This window comes from Gordonia sp. NPDC062954, from assembly GCF_044543825.1.
Classification (GTDB): Bacteria; Actinomycetota; Actinomycetes; order Mycobacteriales; family Mycobacteriaceae; genus Gordonia; species Gordonia tangerina.
The window spans coordinates 82,701-97,744 of the sequence record NZ_JBITWL010000018.1; the positions used below are offsets into that span (position 1 = coordinate 82,701).

The 15,044-nt window shown below is 65.3% G+C and carries 12 protein-coding genes and 3 pseudogenes; 7 read left to right on the top strand and 8 right to left on the bottom strand.

The genetic code is table 11. The annotated features are described in order from the left end of the window. The first annotated feature begins 695 nt into the window (after positions 1–695). Positions 696–1,550 (top strand): hypothetical protein, encoded by an 855-nt coding sequence (locus tag ACIGKQ_RS17115; protein WP_396574544.1) that lies wholly within the window; start codon positions 696–698, stop codon positions 1,548–1,550. Positions 1,551–1,718: 168 nt separating this feature from the next. Beyond that, positions 1,719–2,492, top strand: coding sequence for an enoyl-CoA hydratase (locus ACIGKQ_RS17120; RefSeq protein ID WP_396574545.1), 774 nt, complete (start codon positions 1,719–1,721; stop codon positions 2,490–2,492). A 32-nt stretch (positions 2,493–2,524) separates the two neighbouring features. Here ACIGKQ_RS17120 and ACIGKQ_RS17125 read toward each other — a convergent pair whose 3' ends face one another. From ACIGKQ_RS17125 to ACIGKQ_RS17145, 5 genes and pseudogenes are all read right to left on the bottom strand, one after another. Continuing rightward, entirely contained in the window at positions 2,525–2,731 is a 207-nt protein-coding gene (locus ACIGKQ_RS17125) for a DUF2945 domain-containing protein (protein WP_396574556.1), read from the bottom strand. 129 nt (positions 2,732–2,860) lie between these two features. Next, positions 2,861–3,346 (bottom strand): annotated as a pseudogene (locus ACIGKQ_RS17130) (dihydrofolate reductase family protein); the annotation flags it as partial. Positions 3,347–3,449: 103 nt separating this feature from the next. Continuing rightward, entirely contained in the window at positions 3,450–3,890 is a 441-nt protein-coding gene (locus tag ACIGKQ_RS17135) for a hypothetical protein (RefSeq protein WP_396574546.1), read from the bottom strand. An 80-nt stretch (positions 3,891–3,970) separates the two neighbouring features. Then, positions 3,971–5,194 carry an alpha/beta hydrolase gene (locus ACIGKQ_RS17140; protein WP_235721890.1) on the bottom strand — a complete coding sequence of 408 codons (1,224 nt, stop codon included), beginning with the start codon at positions 5,192–5,194 and terminating at the stop codon, positions 3,971–3,973. A gap of 174 nt (positions 5,195–5,368) precedes the next feature. Beyond that, positions 5,369–8,098 (bottom strand): cation-translocating P-type ATPase, encoded by a 2,730-nt coding sequence (locus ACIGKQ_RS17145; protein WP_396574547.1) that lies wholly within the window; start codon positions 8,096–8,098, stop codon positions 5,369–5,371. Between the two features lie 218 nt (positions 8,099–8,316). Here ACIGKQ_RS17145 and ACIGKQ_RS17150 point away from each other — a divergent pair. The 4 genes and pseudogenes from ACIGKQ_RS17150 to ACIGKQ_RS17165 form a co-directional block, all read left to right on the top strand. Continuing rightward, positions 8,317–8,658, top strand: a pseudogene (locus ACIGKQ_RS17150) (hypothetical protein); the annotation flags it as partial. A gap of 437 nt (positions 8,659–9,095) precedes the next feature. After that, positions 9,096–9,308 (top strand): annotated as a pseudogene (locus tag ACIGKQ_RS17155) (DUF1254 domain-containing protein); the annotation flags it as partial. A gap of 145 nt (positions 9,309–9,453) precedes the next feature. Beyond that, positions 9,454–10,050, top strand: a complete 597-nt coding sequence (locus ACIGKQ_RS17160; protein WP_396574548.1) for a DUF1214 domain-containing protein — start codon at positions 9,454–9,456, stop codon at positions 10,048–10,050. Positions 10,051–10,167: 117 nt separating this feature from the next. Further along, positions 10,168–10,776, top strand: a complete 609-nt coding sequence (locus tag ACIGKQ_RS17165) for a pyridine nucleotide-disulfide oxidoreductase (RefSeq protein WP_396574549.1) — start codon at positions 10,168–10,170, stop codon at positions 10,774–10,776. Positions 10,777–10,982: 206 nt separating this feature from the next. On the opposite strand, the gene ACIGKQ_RS17170 is transcribed toward ACIGKQ_RS17165, so the two are convergent. After that, on the bottom strand, positions 10,983–11,411 hold the full coding sequence (locus ACIGKQ_RS17170) for a hypothetical protein (protein ID WP_235721885.1): 429 nt from the start codon (positions 11,409–11,411) through the stop codon (positions 10,983–10,985). A gap of 271 nt (positions 11,412–11,682) precedes the next feature. On the opposite strand from ACIGKQ_RS17170, the gene ACIGKQ_RS17175 reads away from it, so the two are divergent. Then, positions 11,683–12,402, top strand: a complete 720-nt coding sequence (locus ACIGKQ_RS17175; RefSeq protein WP_235721884.1) for an alpha/beta fold hydrolase — start codon at positions 11,683–11,685, stop codon at positions 12,400–12,402. A 49-nt stretch (positions 12,403–12,451) separates the two neighbouring features. Here ACIGKQ_RS17175 and ACIGKQ_RS17180 read toward each other — a convergent pair whose 3' ends face one another. Beyond that, the gene (locus ACIGKQ_RS17180) at positions 12,452–14,206 is read right to left on the bottom strand and encodes a BCCT family transporter (protein ID WP_235721883.1); all 1,755 of its coding nucleotides are present in this window, start codon (positions 14,204–14,206) and stop codon (positions 12,452–12,454) included. Positions 14,207–14,413: 207 nt separating this feature from the next. Beyond that, the gene (locus ACIGKQ_RS17185) at positions 14,414–14,983 is read right to left on the bottom strand and encodes a DUF4333 domain-containing protein (protein WP_235721882.1); all 570 of its coding nucleotides are present in this window, start codon (positions 14,981–14,983) and stop codon (positions 14,414–14,416) included. Between the last annotated feature and the right edge of the window lie 61 nt (positions 14,984–15,044).

Sequence of the window (15,044 nt, forward strand, 5' to 3'; positions counted from 1 at the left end):
CTATCTCAGCTGGTGAGCGTCATGATCGATGTTTCCATCACGTTCCCAAGCTGAATACGCGGGTTCGATTCCCGTCATCGGCTCCACGTTTGAGTCAGATCGTGCTCAATACTCACTGTGAGCGCAGATGCCAACACAGACGCTGTCCGCGGCAAGAGGCGGGACAAGCGGCGCGTTTCGGGCTTGGACACGTCGCGAAGGGCCTGGCGTGATTCGTGAACCTGACGGCGTCGGCGTTCTGGTGAGCGGAAGTTTTGGCTATGACTTCGACCATGGCCAAGCAACGTCGGGTTCCCGTACGGCAGCGCCGGCAACGGACCAAAATGGCGGTCCGGTCTCGAAGGTGCCGCCGTCTCCCCCACGCCGACTCCGGCGTGCGGGGGATCGGAGGTTCGTTCGTTCACGCGAATGAACTTCCGACCTTTCGTGATCGGCTGCGCGGGGCCGCACCACGGACGGTACATCGGCACAATTCGGCTGCACCCACCAAAAGCCACCTCGAAACCATCTGTCCCCCAATAGATTATGCGCCGCAATGTCGTTGCTTCCGGTCCGACCCGGATGGCCGCTGACACTCCTGATCGAGACAACTCCCGACCACCCCCTTGGCAGAGTCCGACCTCCACATCCGCTACGGTCGGCCCGTCCGGCTGATCGTGCCGATCATGCCGTCGGGGAATCAAAGGGGAACTCTCATGCAATTGTCGCGTGTGCGCACGACGTCGCTCAAGATGATCGCCGGTGCGGTCACCGTGTCCGCTGCAGTCCAGTTCGGCCAGCTCGCCGGGCCTGCCGCCGCAGCTGCGCCGGCGGTGCAGCCGGTGACCACTGCGCCGGCGCAGCTGACGACTGGTGCGGCCGAACAGGTGATGAAGGTGATCCCGTCGACGCAGTCGGATCGGCTCAGCGGGAAGCCGGCGTCAACCACTCCGACCGATGTCGCCGATGAGGTGATCGTGCTGCCGGCATCCGCGATTCCGACCAGGGCACCCAACGTCAACCCGTGGGCCTTCACCCCCGCCGACTGGCAGCGAATCGGCAGCGATGCGCAGACCGGCGCGCAGGTCGCGGGCTATGTCACCTTGGTGCCCCTGTTGGCCTTCGAGACCGTGGCGCTCATCGGCGGCGCGGCAGCGGGAGGCGTGATCGGCGCCGCGATCGGTGCCGGCATAGGCGGCCTGGCCGGCGGGATCGGCGCGATTCCCGGCGGTGTCATCGGCGGAGTGATCGGAGTTCCGGTCGGATTCGTGGCCGGAGCGGCGGCGACCCTCGCGGTCAGTTGGACGGCTGCGGGTGTCGGTGCGGCACTGGGCGGCGTCGGTACTGCGATGATGATTCACGACGAAAAACTCGGCCTGCGCAAGGGCGACGGAGCAAAAACCCTCGGGAACAACAACCTCGGCATGCCGACGACGGCACAGTGGCACAAGACCCAGCGGGACGTCGAGCAGACGGTACGCACGACGATTGACAAGACGCTCGACGACGCCAACAAGCAGTTCAACGGAGCCATCAAGGGCATCACAGACGCGCTACCCAAGCTTCCGTGACCCCGATCGCCGAAAGCTGACATTCTTCCCCGGGCATCGTTTCCTTCCCGCCTGTTACTCGGCGGCGAGCGAAACGAAACCCGGGGAAGAACACGTGTGGCAGTCGGCCTGTCCGGGCGGGCGTGCGTGCTACAACCGTCCGGGGGGGACTCGGGCAAGGAGGCCGTCATGTCACACGGAGTCGACATCACGCGCGACGACAGCATCGGGGTGATCACCCTCACCGATGCACGTCGCCGCAATCCGTTGTCGACCGAGACGATGACGGCGATTACGGCCGCGCTGCACGAGTTCGGCCTCACGTCCGAGGTCCGGGTGATCGTGATCCGGGCACTCGGTCCGGCCTTCTCCGCCGGCCACGACCTGTCCGAACTGGTCGACCGGACTCTCGACGACGAACGCGCGGTGTTCTCCGCGTGCACCGAGATGATCTCGGCGGTGCACGCCGTTCGGCAACCAGTCATCGCCGAGGTCGCCGGCTTTGCCTTCGCCGCCGGTTGTCAGTTGGTCGCGACGTGTGATCTCGCCGTCGCCGCACGCTCGGCCATGTTCAGCACGCCGGGCGTCAAGATCGGCCTGTTCTGCTCCACCCCGATGGTCGCCCTCAGCCGGGCCGTCGGGCGCAAACGCGCCATGAAGATGCTGCTCACCGGCGACGCAATCGACGCGACCACGGCCGCCGACTGGGGCCTGGTCAACGACGTCGTCGACGACGACGCGCTGGGCTCGACAGTCATGGACCTGGCGCAGAAGGTGGCGGCGTCGAGCGCGATGACGGTTGCTATCGGCAAGAAGGCCTTCTACCAGCAGATCGATGAGAGCGAAGCAGACGCGTATGCGCTCATGCAGGAGACGATGGCGACGAACGCACTGACCTGCGACGCCCAGGAAGGGATGTCTGCGTTCCTCGGCAAGCGTGATCCGGTGTGGACGGACTCATGATCGGCCGAGACACCGTGACCCGCTTCTGAGCATCACTGTTTCTTCGTCAAGGACGATTCCTTGTGTGCAGCCTTGGCGCCGGTCTTCGACAACTCCACGATCCAGTACGGCTCCTCCTTGCTGGCATTGAACTTTTGCCCCTCGAAAGTGAACTCCGAGACGCGCTTCTCGCGGGCGTGTCCTTCCGTCGTGCCCTGCGACGTGTTCCATTCGACCTTGTCGTCTTTGCTGATCGCCATGTCACGAGCATGCCCCGCCGCAGCCTCGAGGAAACGGCCTACGACGCCGATGGTGTGAAGTCGAGACACAACGCCGGACAGATCACGGGATGGCCACAGCACCCGCCAGGATCCAGCTGACCGAGACCACTGCGGCGGCTCAGCGCCTTGCGGGAACAGGCGGCGTCCGCGTCCCTGCACCGTGGGATAAACGAAGAGCCGGAACTCGTCGACGAGCCGCGCCGAGATCAGCTCGTGTGTCAGTGAGATGCTGCCGGTGACCACAATGTCCTTGCCGTCCCGGTGCTTGAGGTCGTTCACCTGCCGCGCCACGTCTTCGGCCGCCAGCACAGTCGAGTTCTGCCAGGCGGGGTCGGCCATCGTCGACGAGACGACGTACTTGTGCACCGCATTCAGATAGTCGGAGATGCCATTCGGATCGTCGTGTTGGTGTGGCCAGTATCCACGGAAATCTTCGAAGGTTTGTCGTCCCACCAGAAGGGCCTCCGCCGCGGCGTCTTGTCGGTGCGATTCCTCGATGAGGTCAGGGGCGTCCTCGGTCGGGTCGAACCAGGTGGTCAGCATCTCGATGGAACCGTCGAGGGTGATGTTCTGAGTCACGACGAGCTTGCGCATGTGTTCTCCTCTCTTCGATCTCGATCGCGTGCCACAAGAACAGACAAAACCCGCGGCCGTGATTCATCGGCCGACTACTCGCCCGGGGGATCGGCGCAGATCGCTAGCGGCGAACCCAGGAGCGGGTGAGAAACCCGGTGACCGTGGTGATCTCGACAGCGGGCAAGGTGCCGCCGTCGGCAACGCCGAGTTCCCGGATGAAGTAGCACGGAGTGGTCAGCCGGATGTGCAGCCGCGTGGCGTCGACAGCGACCCGGAAGATCCCCACCGCGCCGATGCCGGGGTCATCGTCATGCCACCCGATACCCACCGGAGCGAGAACCTCGTGCAGGCGCCCGACGTCGATGCCGACGTCCGATGCAAAGACGATGTGTGCGGAGTACAGCACACCGTTGTAATGCGTGCCGTAGGTGAGCGAATCGGCGACGGCGCAGCAGCCGGCCCACTCCTCGGTGGATGCCCGATCGTCGAGGATGACGTGTTCGGCGTCGACCAGCAGGTCGATGATTGCCTGCGTGACCTCCCTGGCACGTCGGCGCACCACCGCGCTCTGCGCAGCGGTCAGTGGCCGTTCATCGTCGACGGCTGATGTCCGATCTGGTAATGGTGCTGAGGAACTCGCTCTCACCGTCCTGCCTTTCGGGAGTCGACGGCCGGATCGCGACGCCCGCCGGACAGCTGACCGGCCACGACATCTGCCACGCTGCGTCGGTTCTCGCGCGTGATGTCACCACCTCGGCCCGACACGATCCGTCCCAGGTTCTCCAACGATTCCGAACCGATCTGGAAGTAGCTGCTGTGGTTGCCGACAACCGGCGCGAGGTCGCCGCCCTCGGCACGGAAACGTTGCGCCCCGAAAGCGGTTGTGGCGGGATCGATACCCAATCCGCCGATGCCGGTGGTCGACGTGGCCCCGCCCAGGTGTCCGATGGCGTCGTCGGATGCCGCACCCACGAAGACGTTGCGCGCCCCGATCCCGAACTCATCGGCCGTCGCGACGCCACCGGCACCCGGCGACCCCAGCATCGTGACCGTGTCGAGGGCACCTGACAGGCGCCCGTTGTCGCCGGCCCAGCCGACCGTCGTCGATCCATAGCTGTGGCCGATGAGTCCGAGGTTGAGGTGGTCGTCATCTCCGACCCCCAATTGTTCTCGAGCGGCGATGAACCCGCCGATGTCATCGGCGAGCATCCGACCGCCATCGCGGGCCGAACCGGTCCCCACGATCGCACCGAGATCGGCACCGCTGGGTGCGTCGTAGCCGATCCAGGTCACCACGGCGACATCACCGAGCTCCCCGCCGGCCTGCTTGTACAGGTCGGCCGCGTTCTGCACGTTGCCCGGGGTCGTGGAGATCTCGGTGCCGGCGCCCGGGACCAACCATGCGACGTTGCGTGCGGAGTCCAGATCACCGACGGCGACGACGGCCTTGCCGTCCTCGCCGAAAGCGTGCGGGTCATAGGCATAGAGCGTGACCGCGGCGCCAGGTGCCGTCTGTTGCGCCTTCACGAGGCCTGCGCGCACCGATTGTGCGTTGCGCAGTGTTCTCCGGGCATCGTCGCTGCGATCCTCGAGCGTGACCACAGCCTGCGCCTGGGCGAGGTCGCGGTCGAGCAGCAGGCGGTTGGCCCTGTCGCGCACCGATGCGGGCAAACCCTGTCCGACACCGATGATCTCGGGAAAAGCGAGCCCGACTGAGACCTGCTCGGTGGGTGTGAGCCCAGCCCACCAGCGGGCGCGTTCGGTTGCCGTCATCCCGAGTAGGTCCGGAGGCGACGCGCCGGGACGCACCTTGTCCAGCGCGGACCGGACACTCCCGGCCCGTTCCTGGTTCGTCGCCGTCGTCATCGATGGACCCCTCACGTCCTGCGACCAGTGTGTCACGGTGGCCGGCGACGGTTGGAGTTGTTCGTGCCCTTCGTGAAGCTCGCTCCTCAGGGAACAAACGGTGACGCTCGCAAGCTCGCTCCCCAGGAATCCGGAGGTGAAGCTCGTTCCAGGGGGAACAGGTGGTGACGGGCCTCAGGAGCCACCGGAGACAGATGCCATGCGCCGCAACTGGATGGCCTTGTCGATCCCGACAAAGGCCGGCGCGACCAGCGACAGACCGAGGACGACGAGCCACTGTCCACCCGAAAGCGACACGGTGTCCAGCAGACGTTGGAGCATACCGAGTTCCACGGCGGCCCACGCCAGCGACCAGCCGCCGATCAGCCACCCGAAGTACGGGAACACCGGCGACGACCACGGCGCCTCACGTTCCCGGCGCATCACCACGCCGAGGTTGACGCCGCTGAAGGCAACCACGGCGAACGCCATCGTCATCGCCACCGAACCGCGATCGGCGGACGGCTCGTCCGGCCCCCACTGCAGAACTGCGAGCGCACTACCCGCGATCAGGAAGCCACTGATCACCCAGCGAGCGATCTGTGGGCCGTTGACGATCCGTGTTCCCGGGGCGCGTGGCGGCCGCTGCATGACGCCGGGATCGGAGGCGTCGACGATGAACCCGACCACCACCGTCACGATGACGAAGAACTTGCAGAACAACAGCTGCATCGGCAACAGTGCAACGCCGCCGTTGATGTTGAGGATCGTCGCCAACACCATCATCTGCAGCACCGCCGACAACACGGTGAGCTGCAACCGGATGTAGGAGGAGATGCGTCGATAGATGTCGCGGCCGAGTTCGACCGCGCGCACCAGGGTGGCGAAGTTATCGTCGGTGAGCACGATCTTGGCGGCCTGTTTGGTCACCTCCGAGCCGCTGCCCATGGCCACGCCGATGTCGGACTGTTTGAGAGCCGCCGCATCGTTGACGGCATCGCCCGTCATCGCGACCACGTCACCGTCCTCCTGCATGAGCCGGGCCAACCGCAGTTTGTCCTCGGGCGCGACCCGGCCGAACACATGCAGGTCGGGCAGTTGCGCCCGGACTTCGTCGTCGCCGAGATGTTGCAGATCGGTGCCGGTGATGACGCCGGGTCCCAGACCGAGTTGGTCGGCGATGGCCCGAGCGGTGATGGTGTGGTCGCCGGTGATCATCCGGACATCGATCCCCGCCCCGAGCGCGGTGTGCACAGCCGCGGTCGCCTCGGCGCGCAGCGGGTCGATGATGCCGACGAGCCCGATCAGCACGAGATCACCGACGGCGGCCATCGGGTCAGCAGTGGCGGCTGCCATTGCGGTGTCGTCGAGCCCTTTCGCGGCGAACGCGAGCACGCGCAATCCCTTCTCGGACAGCTCCCGGTTGGCGTCGAGGATGTTCTGGCGCATCTGGTCGACGGGCACGATATCGCCGTGCCGCAGCGCGTGGGAGCACCGATCGAGCACCACGTCCGGCCCTCCCTTGACCACCACGAGATGGGGCTGGTCCACCACGGTGCCGTGGACTGTGTCGGGACGGTCGTGGAATGTCGCCATGAACTTGTAGTCCGAGTCGAATGGGACCTCGGTGACGCGCGGGATGGCTCGGCGTGTGACCTCGGCGTCCACCCCGATCTTCGCGGCCAACACGACCAACGCCGCCTCGGTCGGATCGCCGATGATCGATTCGTCGTCGGCGACTGTGGCGTCCGAACACAGACACAACCCCAACGCGAGTGGCGTGAAGTCGGGCAGATCGCCTGCCGCGCCGAGGATTGCGCCGGTCTTGGCGTAGCCGGAACCCTCCACGCGGAACCATTGGTCCCCCGCATACAGCGCCGTGACGGTCATCGCGTTCATCGTCAGCGTGCCGGTCTTATCGGAGTTGATGACGGTGGTGCCGCCGAGGGTCTCGACGTCGGCGAGCGACTTGACCACCGCCTTCTCGTCGGCGAGATGTTGTGCACCCGAGGACAACATCGTCTGCACGAAGGTCGGCAGACCGGTGGGGATGGACGCGATCGCGGTGGAGATACACAGTAACGCAAGCGTTTCGCCGTTCTGTCCGCGCAGAAGTCCGATGATGCCGATGACCGCGACGGCACCCCAGGCGAGGAAACCGAAGACCTTGGTCATCCCGTCGAGTTCGCGCTGCAGCGGCGACTTGGACCGTTTGGTTGCGGTGACCATGTCGGCGATGCGGCCCATCTGCGTGCCGGCTCCGGTCGCGGTCACCACGAACTGCGCCGACCCACGGGTGACCTGGGTGTTCTGGAATGCCATGTTGGTGCGGTCACCCAGCGCGACCTCCGTGCCCGCGATCGGCGCCGAGTCCTTGGGCACCGGCGCACTTTCACCGGTCAGCGCGGCCTCCTGAACCTCCAAAGTCGCGGAGTTGAGGAGTCGTCCGTCCGCCGGAACGAGGTCGCCCGCCTCCACCAGCACGATGTCGCCGGGCACCAGCTCGGCGGCCGGCACCTCGGCCACCTGTCCGTCACGGCGCACCCGCGCCACCGGAACCTGCAACTGGGCGAGCGCGTCGACGCTGGCCTGGGCTTTCATCTCCTGTTTGGTGCCCATCACCACGTTGAACACAACCAGCAGCCCCACCACGATGCCCGTGGCGAACTGGCCGATCGCGAAGCTGGCGACGGCAACGATGAGCAGCATGATGTTCATCGGATTCGCCAGCTGACCACGGGAGACCGCCCAGAGTGTCGGCGGCGGCTCGGGAGTCACCTCGTTGGGGCCGAAACGTGCCAACCGACCTGCGGCCTCCGCGGACGTCAGCCCGACTCGGGCGTCGACGTCGAGCGCGGCGGCCACGCCGGTCGTGTCGCGGAGGTAGGCATCGGTCAAAGGCGCTGCGACACCAGTAAAAGCCATGGAAGTGGTCCTCTCAGAGAGCCCGTGGGCGGCCTCACGACCAGGCGAGGACCGCCCCGCCTTCTCGGCGAAACACCAGACAATCATGCCGGACGATCGGGCGCGATGCCGGATTTCACCGATCTCGAGCGCACAAAATCGCAAACCACCTCGCGGTTCGCGATTGAGATCGACCCCGTCTGGGTATCTCCCGGTGCACTCGAGTGAGGAGAAACATCATGGACACCGCAGTCTGGATCATTCTGGCCGTCGTCATCGTAATCGTCGTACTTGCAGTCATCGCCCTTCTCTTGCGTCAGCGCACCGTGCGGCGCCGCAGCAAAGCACACGAGATCCGCGAGAACGCCACTTCGCAGGTGTCCGAGGTCCGCCACCGCGAGGCGATCGCCGAGGAGGCCGACGCCCGCGCTCGCAAGGCCCAGGCCGAGGCCGACGCGAAGGCCGCCGAGGCCAAACAACTCAACGAAGAGGCCCAGAACCACCAGGGCCACGCCGCTAAATCCCGCACCGAGGTCGAGCGTGAGTTCGCGCGCGCCGACAAGCTCGACCCCGACGTCAAGAACCACCGAGGCACTCGCAACGGAGCATCGCCCGAGGTTCCCATGGAGCCCGGACCCGACGACACTCCGACCCACCGCTGAGAACGTACGCCGTGCGGCCTGTCCGCGCGGCGAGCACGAACCCGTCACCATCCACGCAGAGAACCGATTCCGACATTTCGGCATAGACAACACCCGGCTCGCAGCAAAATCGCGCAGGTCGGCTCGGGCCCGGCCGCGATTTCCGTGCGGACACCTCGTCGAACGCGAGGTGCGGAGGCCGCCGCCATGTCCACCAGCCCTGCCCGTTTCACGAGATCTGCTGCGCGAGTATCGTTTCGGGTGACAATGGCGGTCGCCGTCGTCTGTGTCGCGGCCGCCGCGCTGATTTCTGCGCCGGCACATGTCGACACGGTGTCCGCGCTGACGAAGCGGTAGGTGGAGACGTTCTATTGGTTGTGGTTCGCGCAAACCCAGTTCGACGTCGCCCCGCACAACGGACTCATCGGACCGACACCATCTCGCCGCTCTATCAGGGCGTCGTGGACATCAATGACGACACCCTGTATGCCAGTTCGCCTGTCGACACCTCGGTCGGGCCGGTGATGGTGACCGTACCCAACACACCGGTCAGCTATTCGGTCCTATTACTCGATGCCTACGGAAACGTCTACGACTCGCCCCACCGCATCCGCCCGGTGGCCGAGTTCGCCCTTCCCGTCAAGACCCTCGCCGACACGCTGATCCAAACCGCACCAGTCGAGTTCTTGCGTCAAACCCAGCGTGCGGCCGACAATGCGGCGCGGGTGCCTTCTTTTGTCGCCCGACAGCGCACCCTGGCAACCGCTTTCGATCGGACCTTCGCCGTCGGCACCGATCTCATCCGCGCTGATCAACAACTACCTCGGAAACCGGGACCGCAACAACTGGATCCATTTCACCAACCTCGGCAACCGGGGCGACAACGTCCTCGACCGCGCGTTGCTCACCGAGCTCATCCAGTTCGGCAACGGAATCGCCACCGCCGCCTATTACCACGCGTTCCGCGACCAAGCCGGCGCACCGCCCGACGGCAGCCGACCTGGCGGCTACGTCCTCACCTTCCCGGCATCGGCGATCCCCGAGGCCTCCCGCTTCTGGTCGTTGACCGCCTACACGCCGAACTCCGTCGAGATGATCCTCAATCCGATCAACAAGTACGTCGTCGCCGGCTACACACCGGGCCTGGTGCGCAACCGCGACGGTTCCATCTCCATCCACATCGCGCGGGTGCGGCCTCCGGGAGTGCCAGAGGCGAACTGGTTGCCAGTCGGCTTCCGTCCCTTCAACGTGATGCTGCGCCTCTATGGCGTCGTTCCCGGATCAGCCGCGGCGAACGACACATACGTGCCACCACCGGTGGTGCCGCGGTAGCCCGGCCACCCGACCGGGAATCCGAGTAGCCCGACGTCCACGACCAAGTGGACTCCAAGCGCGCCGCAAGAGCCGATCGACAAGCTGACGGCAGTTCAGCTACCGAAAGGCTCTGCGATGTCCTACCACGCGTCCACCCCGAAAACGCCCATCACCTACATCACCGACGAACCCCCACACCCCAGCGCGCGGTGGCCACTTGCTCGACACTGCGCACTCCTGCTGGCCACGGTCGGACTCGCCGCGATGACGGCGTGCAGCGTCTCGATCGGTACCGACGACTCAGCGGTGGAATCCACCTCCGACATCACGATCGGTGACTGCCTGCAGATCGACGACGAAGCCGATGACCAGGGGAACGTCCGGGCCACCACCATCGCCTGCGACGCCGACGGACTCACCTTTTACGCCGCCGAGACGGTCGCCGCCGACGCCGACTGCGCCGGGGACAACAGCGCAAGCCTGTCCTTCGACGGAGATCCGCAGAAGCTCTGCATGACTCCCAACTTCGTCGACAGCCGGTGCTATCAGATCCCGTTGCCGGGCGGACAACTCGTCGACTACCGGGAGTCGGACTGCGCGGCCCCCGCGGCCACCGACACCGTCATCGCCAAGGCCGTCACCCGTTCGGACGACTCGATCACCTGCGCCGCCGATCAGACCGCGTGGGTGTTCTCCGAGCCGGAGGCGATCGGATACTGCCTGCGTGCGGTCGAACCCGCCTGAGCCGTTGCGCCGGCCGTCCGAGAGCGACGCCCGTCCGGTGTATCTGTCTGCAGCCTCAGCAGCTACCAGCGTCAATTATCGTCGCCGCCCACCGCTGGCACCGCAGACAGATACACCGACCGGTGGCCCATCGGTGCCGGTGCTCCGCGACCTCGCGGCAACTCGCCCGCGGCCGCTGTACCCGACCACCGCGCGGTGAGCGCAACTCAGAAGTCGAGGCTTCCGCTCCCGATTCCACCTCCCGCACCCGAGGTGGTCTGCACGCGCACCGAGGCACTGCCGATGTCCAGGTCGGCGATGCTGGTGCAGGTCACGGTGACGGTGTAGTCGGTGTCGGCCTGCAGGTTGGTGATCGTCAGGTCCGTCGCTCGGTTGGGTGCAACAGGTACCGGGTTGCTCGGAATGGACACGTTGACACCGTCCGGGAGTCCGTCGGGCTGCGCCACGGCGAGGCACAGGTATGTGCCGGCGCCATCGTCACCTCGGGCGACCTGCACGGTCACCGAATTGGCGGTCTCCCCCGCCGACGTCACCCCGAATTCGGGAAGCGCAGCGGCCGCGTTGCCCGCCGCGGCGACACCGACTCCGAGGGCCGCCGACAAACCCACTACAGAACAGAGAATTTTCTTTGCCATGGCGACCGAAGGTATCAGCCCGAACGTCCTCCAACAATCCATTCTCGTCACCTTTTTCGCCATTCTCATTCTCCACGCCCGTTGAGTTGCGACTGCGCGAAGATGGCCTGCGGCAATACTTTTGGTCGTACTCGTGCAATCGAATATCGTGTCCGACGGCAGTGCGGAAATGCCATCGACGGACAAGTGCCGAAATGACACTGCCGACCTGGTGTTCCGCGTCGGTGGCACACCGGTGACGTGTGCGACCGCGGCGCGGTAGTCTCCGGCAATGGCGCACCACGTCCAGAACTCCGATCGCACTCTCGTGCTGTTGCACGGTGCGCCGCTGACACCGGAGATCTGGGCGGACACCGTCACACATCTGAGTGGGCGGACAGTGATCACGCCCGATTGCACGCATGTGCCGAACTCCCGTGATGCGCAATCGATCCTGGCCGAACAGGTGGCTGCCGACCTCGAGGGTGATCTCGATCTTGTCGGGCACTCGTTCGGTGGGCAGATCGCGATCGACCTCGCGCTGGCGCACCCCGATCGGGTTCGGACGCTGACCGTGCTGTGCACCCGCGACACCCCGTTCCCGGCGTTCGGACCGGTGGCCGCGCAGGTCCGCGCGGGGTCGGGACCATCGGTTGTCGGGTCGCTGGCACGCTGGTTCACCGCCGCCGAACTGATTGCCGACTCTGATGCGGTGTGTGCTGCCCGAGAACAACTCTCCCAGGCCGACACCGAGGATTGGGCTGCCGCTCTGGCCGCAATCGCCACCTATGACCGATGGTCGCGGACGAGCTCCCTGGCCATGCCGGTCACCGTGGTGGCCGCGGGTAAGGACGGCGTGTCCACGCCCGAGGTCATGGCCGATCTCGCCCGACGCATCCACGGTGCCGAGTTCGATCTGCATCCTGACTGGTCGCACATGTCGGCCTTCATCGACCCGAAAGCATTGGCAGGGCTGATTCAACGCGCCACCGCAGCCGATCACGCCGAGTGATCGATCCCCTCCGATCGATCACTCGGCGCGGGGCACCGCAGTGTGCGTATCAGCTGGTGTCAGAACGTGTTTCCGGATTCGCGGTGGGTGTCGCGGTTTCCGATGGCGGCGTTGTCGAGGCGCTAGGCGCCGCACCGGACTTCGGCGCGCTCACCGACTCGTCTCCCCCGCCGGATGCCTCTCCGGTGTCCGACCCGTTCCCGTTGCCGTTGAGTTGATCGGAGTACATCTGCACGAAGTGCTGATGGGTCATCGGCGTGACCTTGTGTTTCTCGTGGCGCAGACCGATAAACAGCGTCGGGATCATCAATGTCACCAGGATGAAGATGGGTAGGCCGACCACCGTGATCACTTCCTGCAGCGCACTGAGTCCGGCCTCGCCGCCGACGACGATGAGCGTTGCGGCCACCGCGCCCTCGGTGAGTCCCCAGAAGGCGCGCTGACGGATCGGGCCGGCTTCGGCATCGCCTGAACACAACATGTCCACCACCAGGGATGCCGAATCCGACGACGTGGCAAAGAACAACGCCACCACCACGACGGCAATACCCGAGATCAACGTGGTCAGCGGGAAGTTGTCGAAGAACTCGAACATCGCCAACGGCACACTCTCGGCGACGGCCTCGGAGATCGGGCCGCCGTCACCGCCGATACCGTCGATCTCCATGGCCGACCAGCCGAAGATCACGAACCAGACCAGGGTGAACAGCGACGGCGCGACCAGCACACCGATCACGAACTGGCGGATGGTGCGGCCGCGGGAGATGCGGGCCAGAAACACCCCCATGAACGGCGCCCAGGTCACCGTCCACGCCCAGTAGAACACCGTCCAGCCGCCCTGCCAGCCCCAACCGCCGTCCTTGGTGAACTCGGCCATGGCGTCGTTCCAGAAGGCAAGGGGCACGACGTCGGAAGCATATGTGCCCAGACTCTCGATCAGCTGCCGGAGCAGGAACACGGTGTCGGAGAAGATGAGCACGAAGATCATCAGGCCGACCGCCACCAGGATGTTGATGTTGGAGAGCCGTTTGACGCCTTTCTCCAAGCCCACCACGATCGATGAGGTCGCGACGATCGTCAGCGTGGTGATGATGATGACCTTGGCCCACACCGAGTCCGGCAGACCGATGAGTTCGCTGAGACCGGCGTTGATCTGCGAGGTGCCCAGACCCAACGAAACCGCAAGCCCGAAAACTGTTCCCAGCACCGCGACGACGTCGATGGTCTTACCGATACGCCCGTGAATGCGCTCCTTGAGGACCGGATAGAACACCGACGAGACACGCATCGGCAGCTTGTAGCGATAGATGAAGTAGCCAAATGCCAAGCCGGGCAGGGTGAAGATGGCCCACGTGTGCAGGCTCAGGTGATAGAGCGAGATGCTCATGGCATCTTCGGCGGCCTCCGCGCTGTAGGGTTGCACCCCCTCGAACGGCGGATTGGAGAAATGTGAGATCGGTTCTGCCACACCCCAGAACATCAACACCGTGCCGATACCACCGGCGAAGAGCATGGCGAACCACGACAGGTTGGAATACGCCGGTTTGTCATCGTCGTCGCCGAGGCGGAGCCGCCCATAGCGACTGATGGCCACCCAGATCAGGAAGACCAGCCATACCGTCACCCCGAGGATGAAGAACCAACCGAGGTTGGTGACAATCCATTCACGGCCGGACCCGAATGCGTCACCCACCCAATCCTGGAAGATCAGGAACAGCACCAGCAGTAAGATGGTGAGCCCTGCCGACCAGAAGAAGATCTGCGGGTTCGTCTTGAGACCGAGCTTTCGAGCGAGTGTGTCCACAGGTCGCCGTCTCCATCCTCGACGGCTCGATGTCGGGTCGGGATCGCGCGTGTCGGATGTCGTGTGAACCGTCGACTAGAACCCCAGCATCGTCCCCCGATTCGACGATGGCCACCGATGCAATCGCTTCGTTACATTTGCCCCGATTGCCGCAATCGCGTCGGCTTCCGTTCTGATGCACCCGGAGCCGGCCCGCTCGCCAACCGCTCACGACGCGCCGGTCGGCAGATCCCACGAGAAGTTGACGACCATCCCCTCGGCCCCGTCCATCGTCAGGCGTAGCGGGCCGGTCTCCCCTTCCGCCGTCGAGGCGTCGCAGGTCACGGTGGTGCCCGGTTGAGCGGAGATCTCCTGCTGAGGACACTGGACGGCGGTCAACGTGTAGCCGGTCTGCCGACCGAAGTCCGCGCCGATCGAATCGACGATCGAGGACGCCAACAGCCGCTGAGATCCGTCCTGTACCTGCCAGCTGAAGTCGATGGAGTCGTTGTCGTCGTCCACATTCGTGACCTTCACATCCCAAATCGCGACCACCCCCTTCTCGGTCACCGAGCAGTTGGTGGCGTCGTCGACCTCCGCGTCGAGACCATTGGTGCAGTCGATGGCGTCGAGCGCGTCGCCCGTCTGGGCGGCGGCCTCGTCACCGAGTTCGGTCTCGAGTTGATCGGCGCTGAGACCTTGCGAGTCACCGGTGCTGACCGACACCGAGCACCCGGCGAGAACAATCGCCACCGCAAGGATGGCAAACCGGCTCAGGGATTGGTGTTTGCTGGTCACTGCTACTCCTGTCGCGAGGACGGCCGCGGCGGGCGGGCCAGGTCGTGGAAGGGGCGATCTC

Excerpts from the sequence above, each read along its gene's own strand:
- ACIGKQ_RS17115 (WP_396574544.1), top strand. The coding sequence starts at position 696 with ATGCAATTGTCGCGTGTGCGCACGACGTCGCTCAAGATGATCGCCGGT.
- ACIGKQ_RS17120 (WP_396574545.1), top strand. The coding sequence starts at position 1,719 with ATGTCACACGGAGTCGACATCACGCGCGACGACAGCATCGGGGTGATC.
- ACIGKQ_RS17125 (WP_396574556.1), bottom strand. The coding sequence starts at position 2,731 with ATGGCGATCAGCAAAGACGACAAGGTCGAATGGAACACGTCGCAGGGC.
- ACIGKQ_RS17140 (WP_235721890.1), bottom strand. The coding sequence starts at position 5,194 with ATGACGACGGCGACGAACCAGGAACGGGCCGGGAGTGTCCGGTCCGCG.
- ACIGKQ_RS17145 (WP_396574547.1), bottom strand. The coding sequence starts at position 8,098 with ATGGCTTTTACTGGTGTCGCAGCGCCTTTGACCGATGCCTACCTCCGC.
- ACIGKQ_RS17165 (WP_396574549.1), top strand. The coding sequence starts at position 10,168 with ATGTCCTACCACGCGTCCACCCCGAAAACGCCCATCACCTACATCACC.
- ACIGKQ_RS17170 (WP_235721885.1), bottom strand. The coding sequence starts at position 11,411 with ATGGCAAAGAAAATTCTCTGTTCTGTAGTGGGTTTGTCGGCGGCCCTC.
- ACIGKQ_RS17175 (WP_235721884.1), top strand. The coding sequence starts at position 11,683 with ATGGCGCACCACGTCCAGAACTCCGATCGCACTCTCGTGCTGTTGCAC.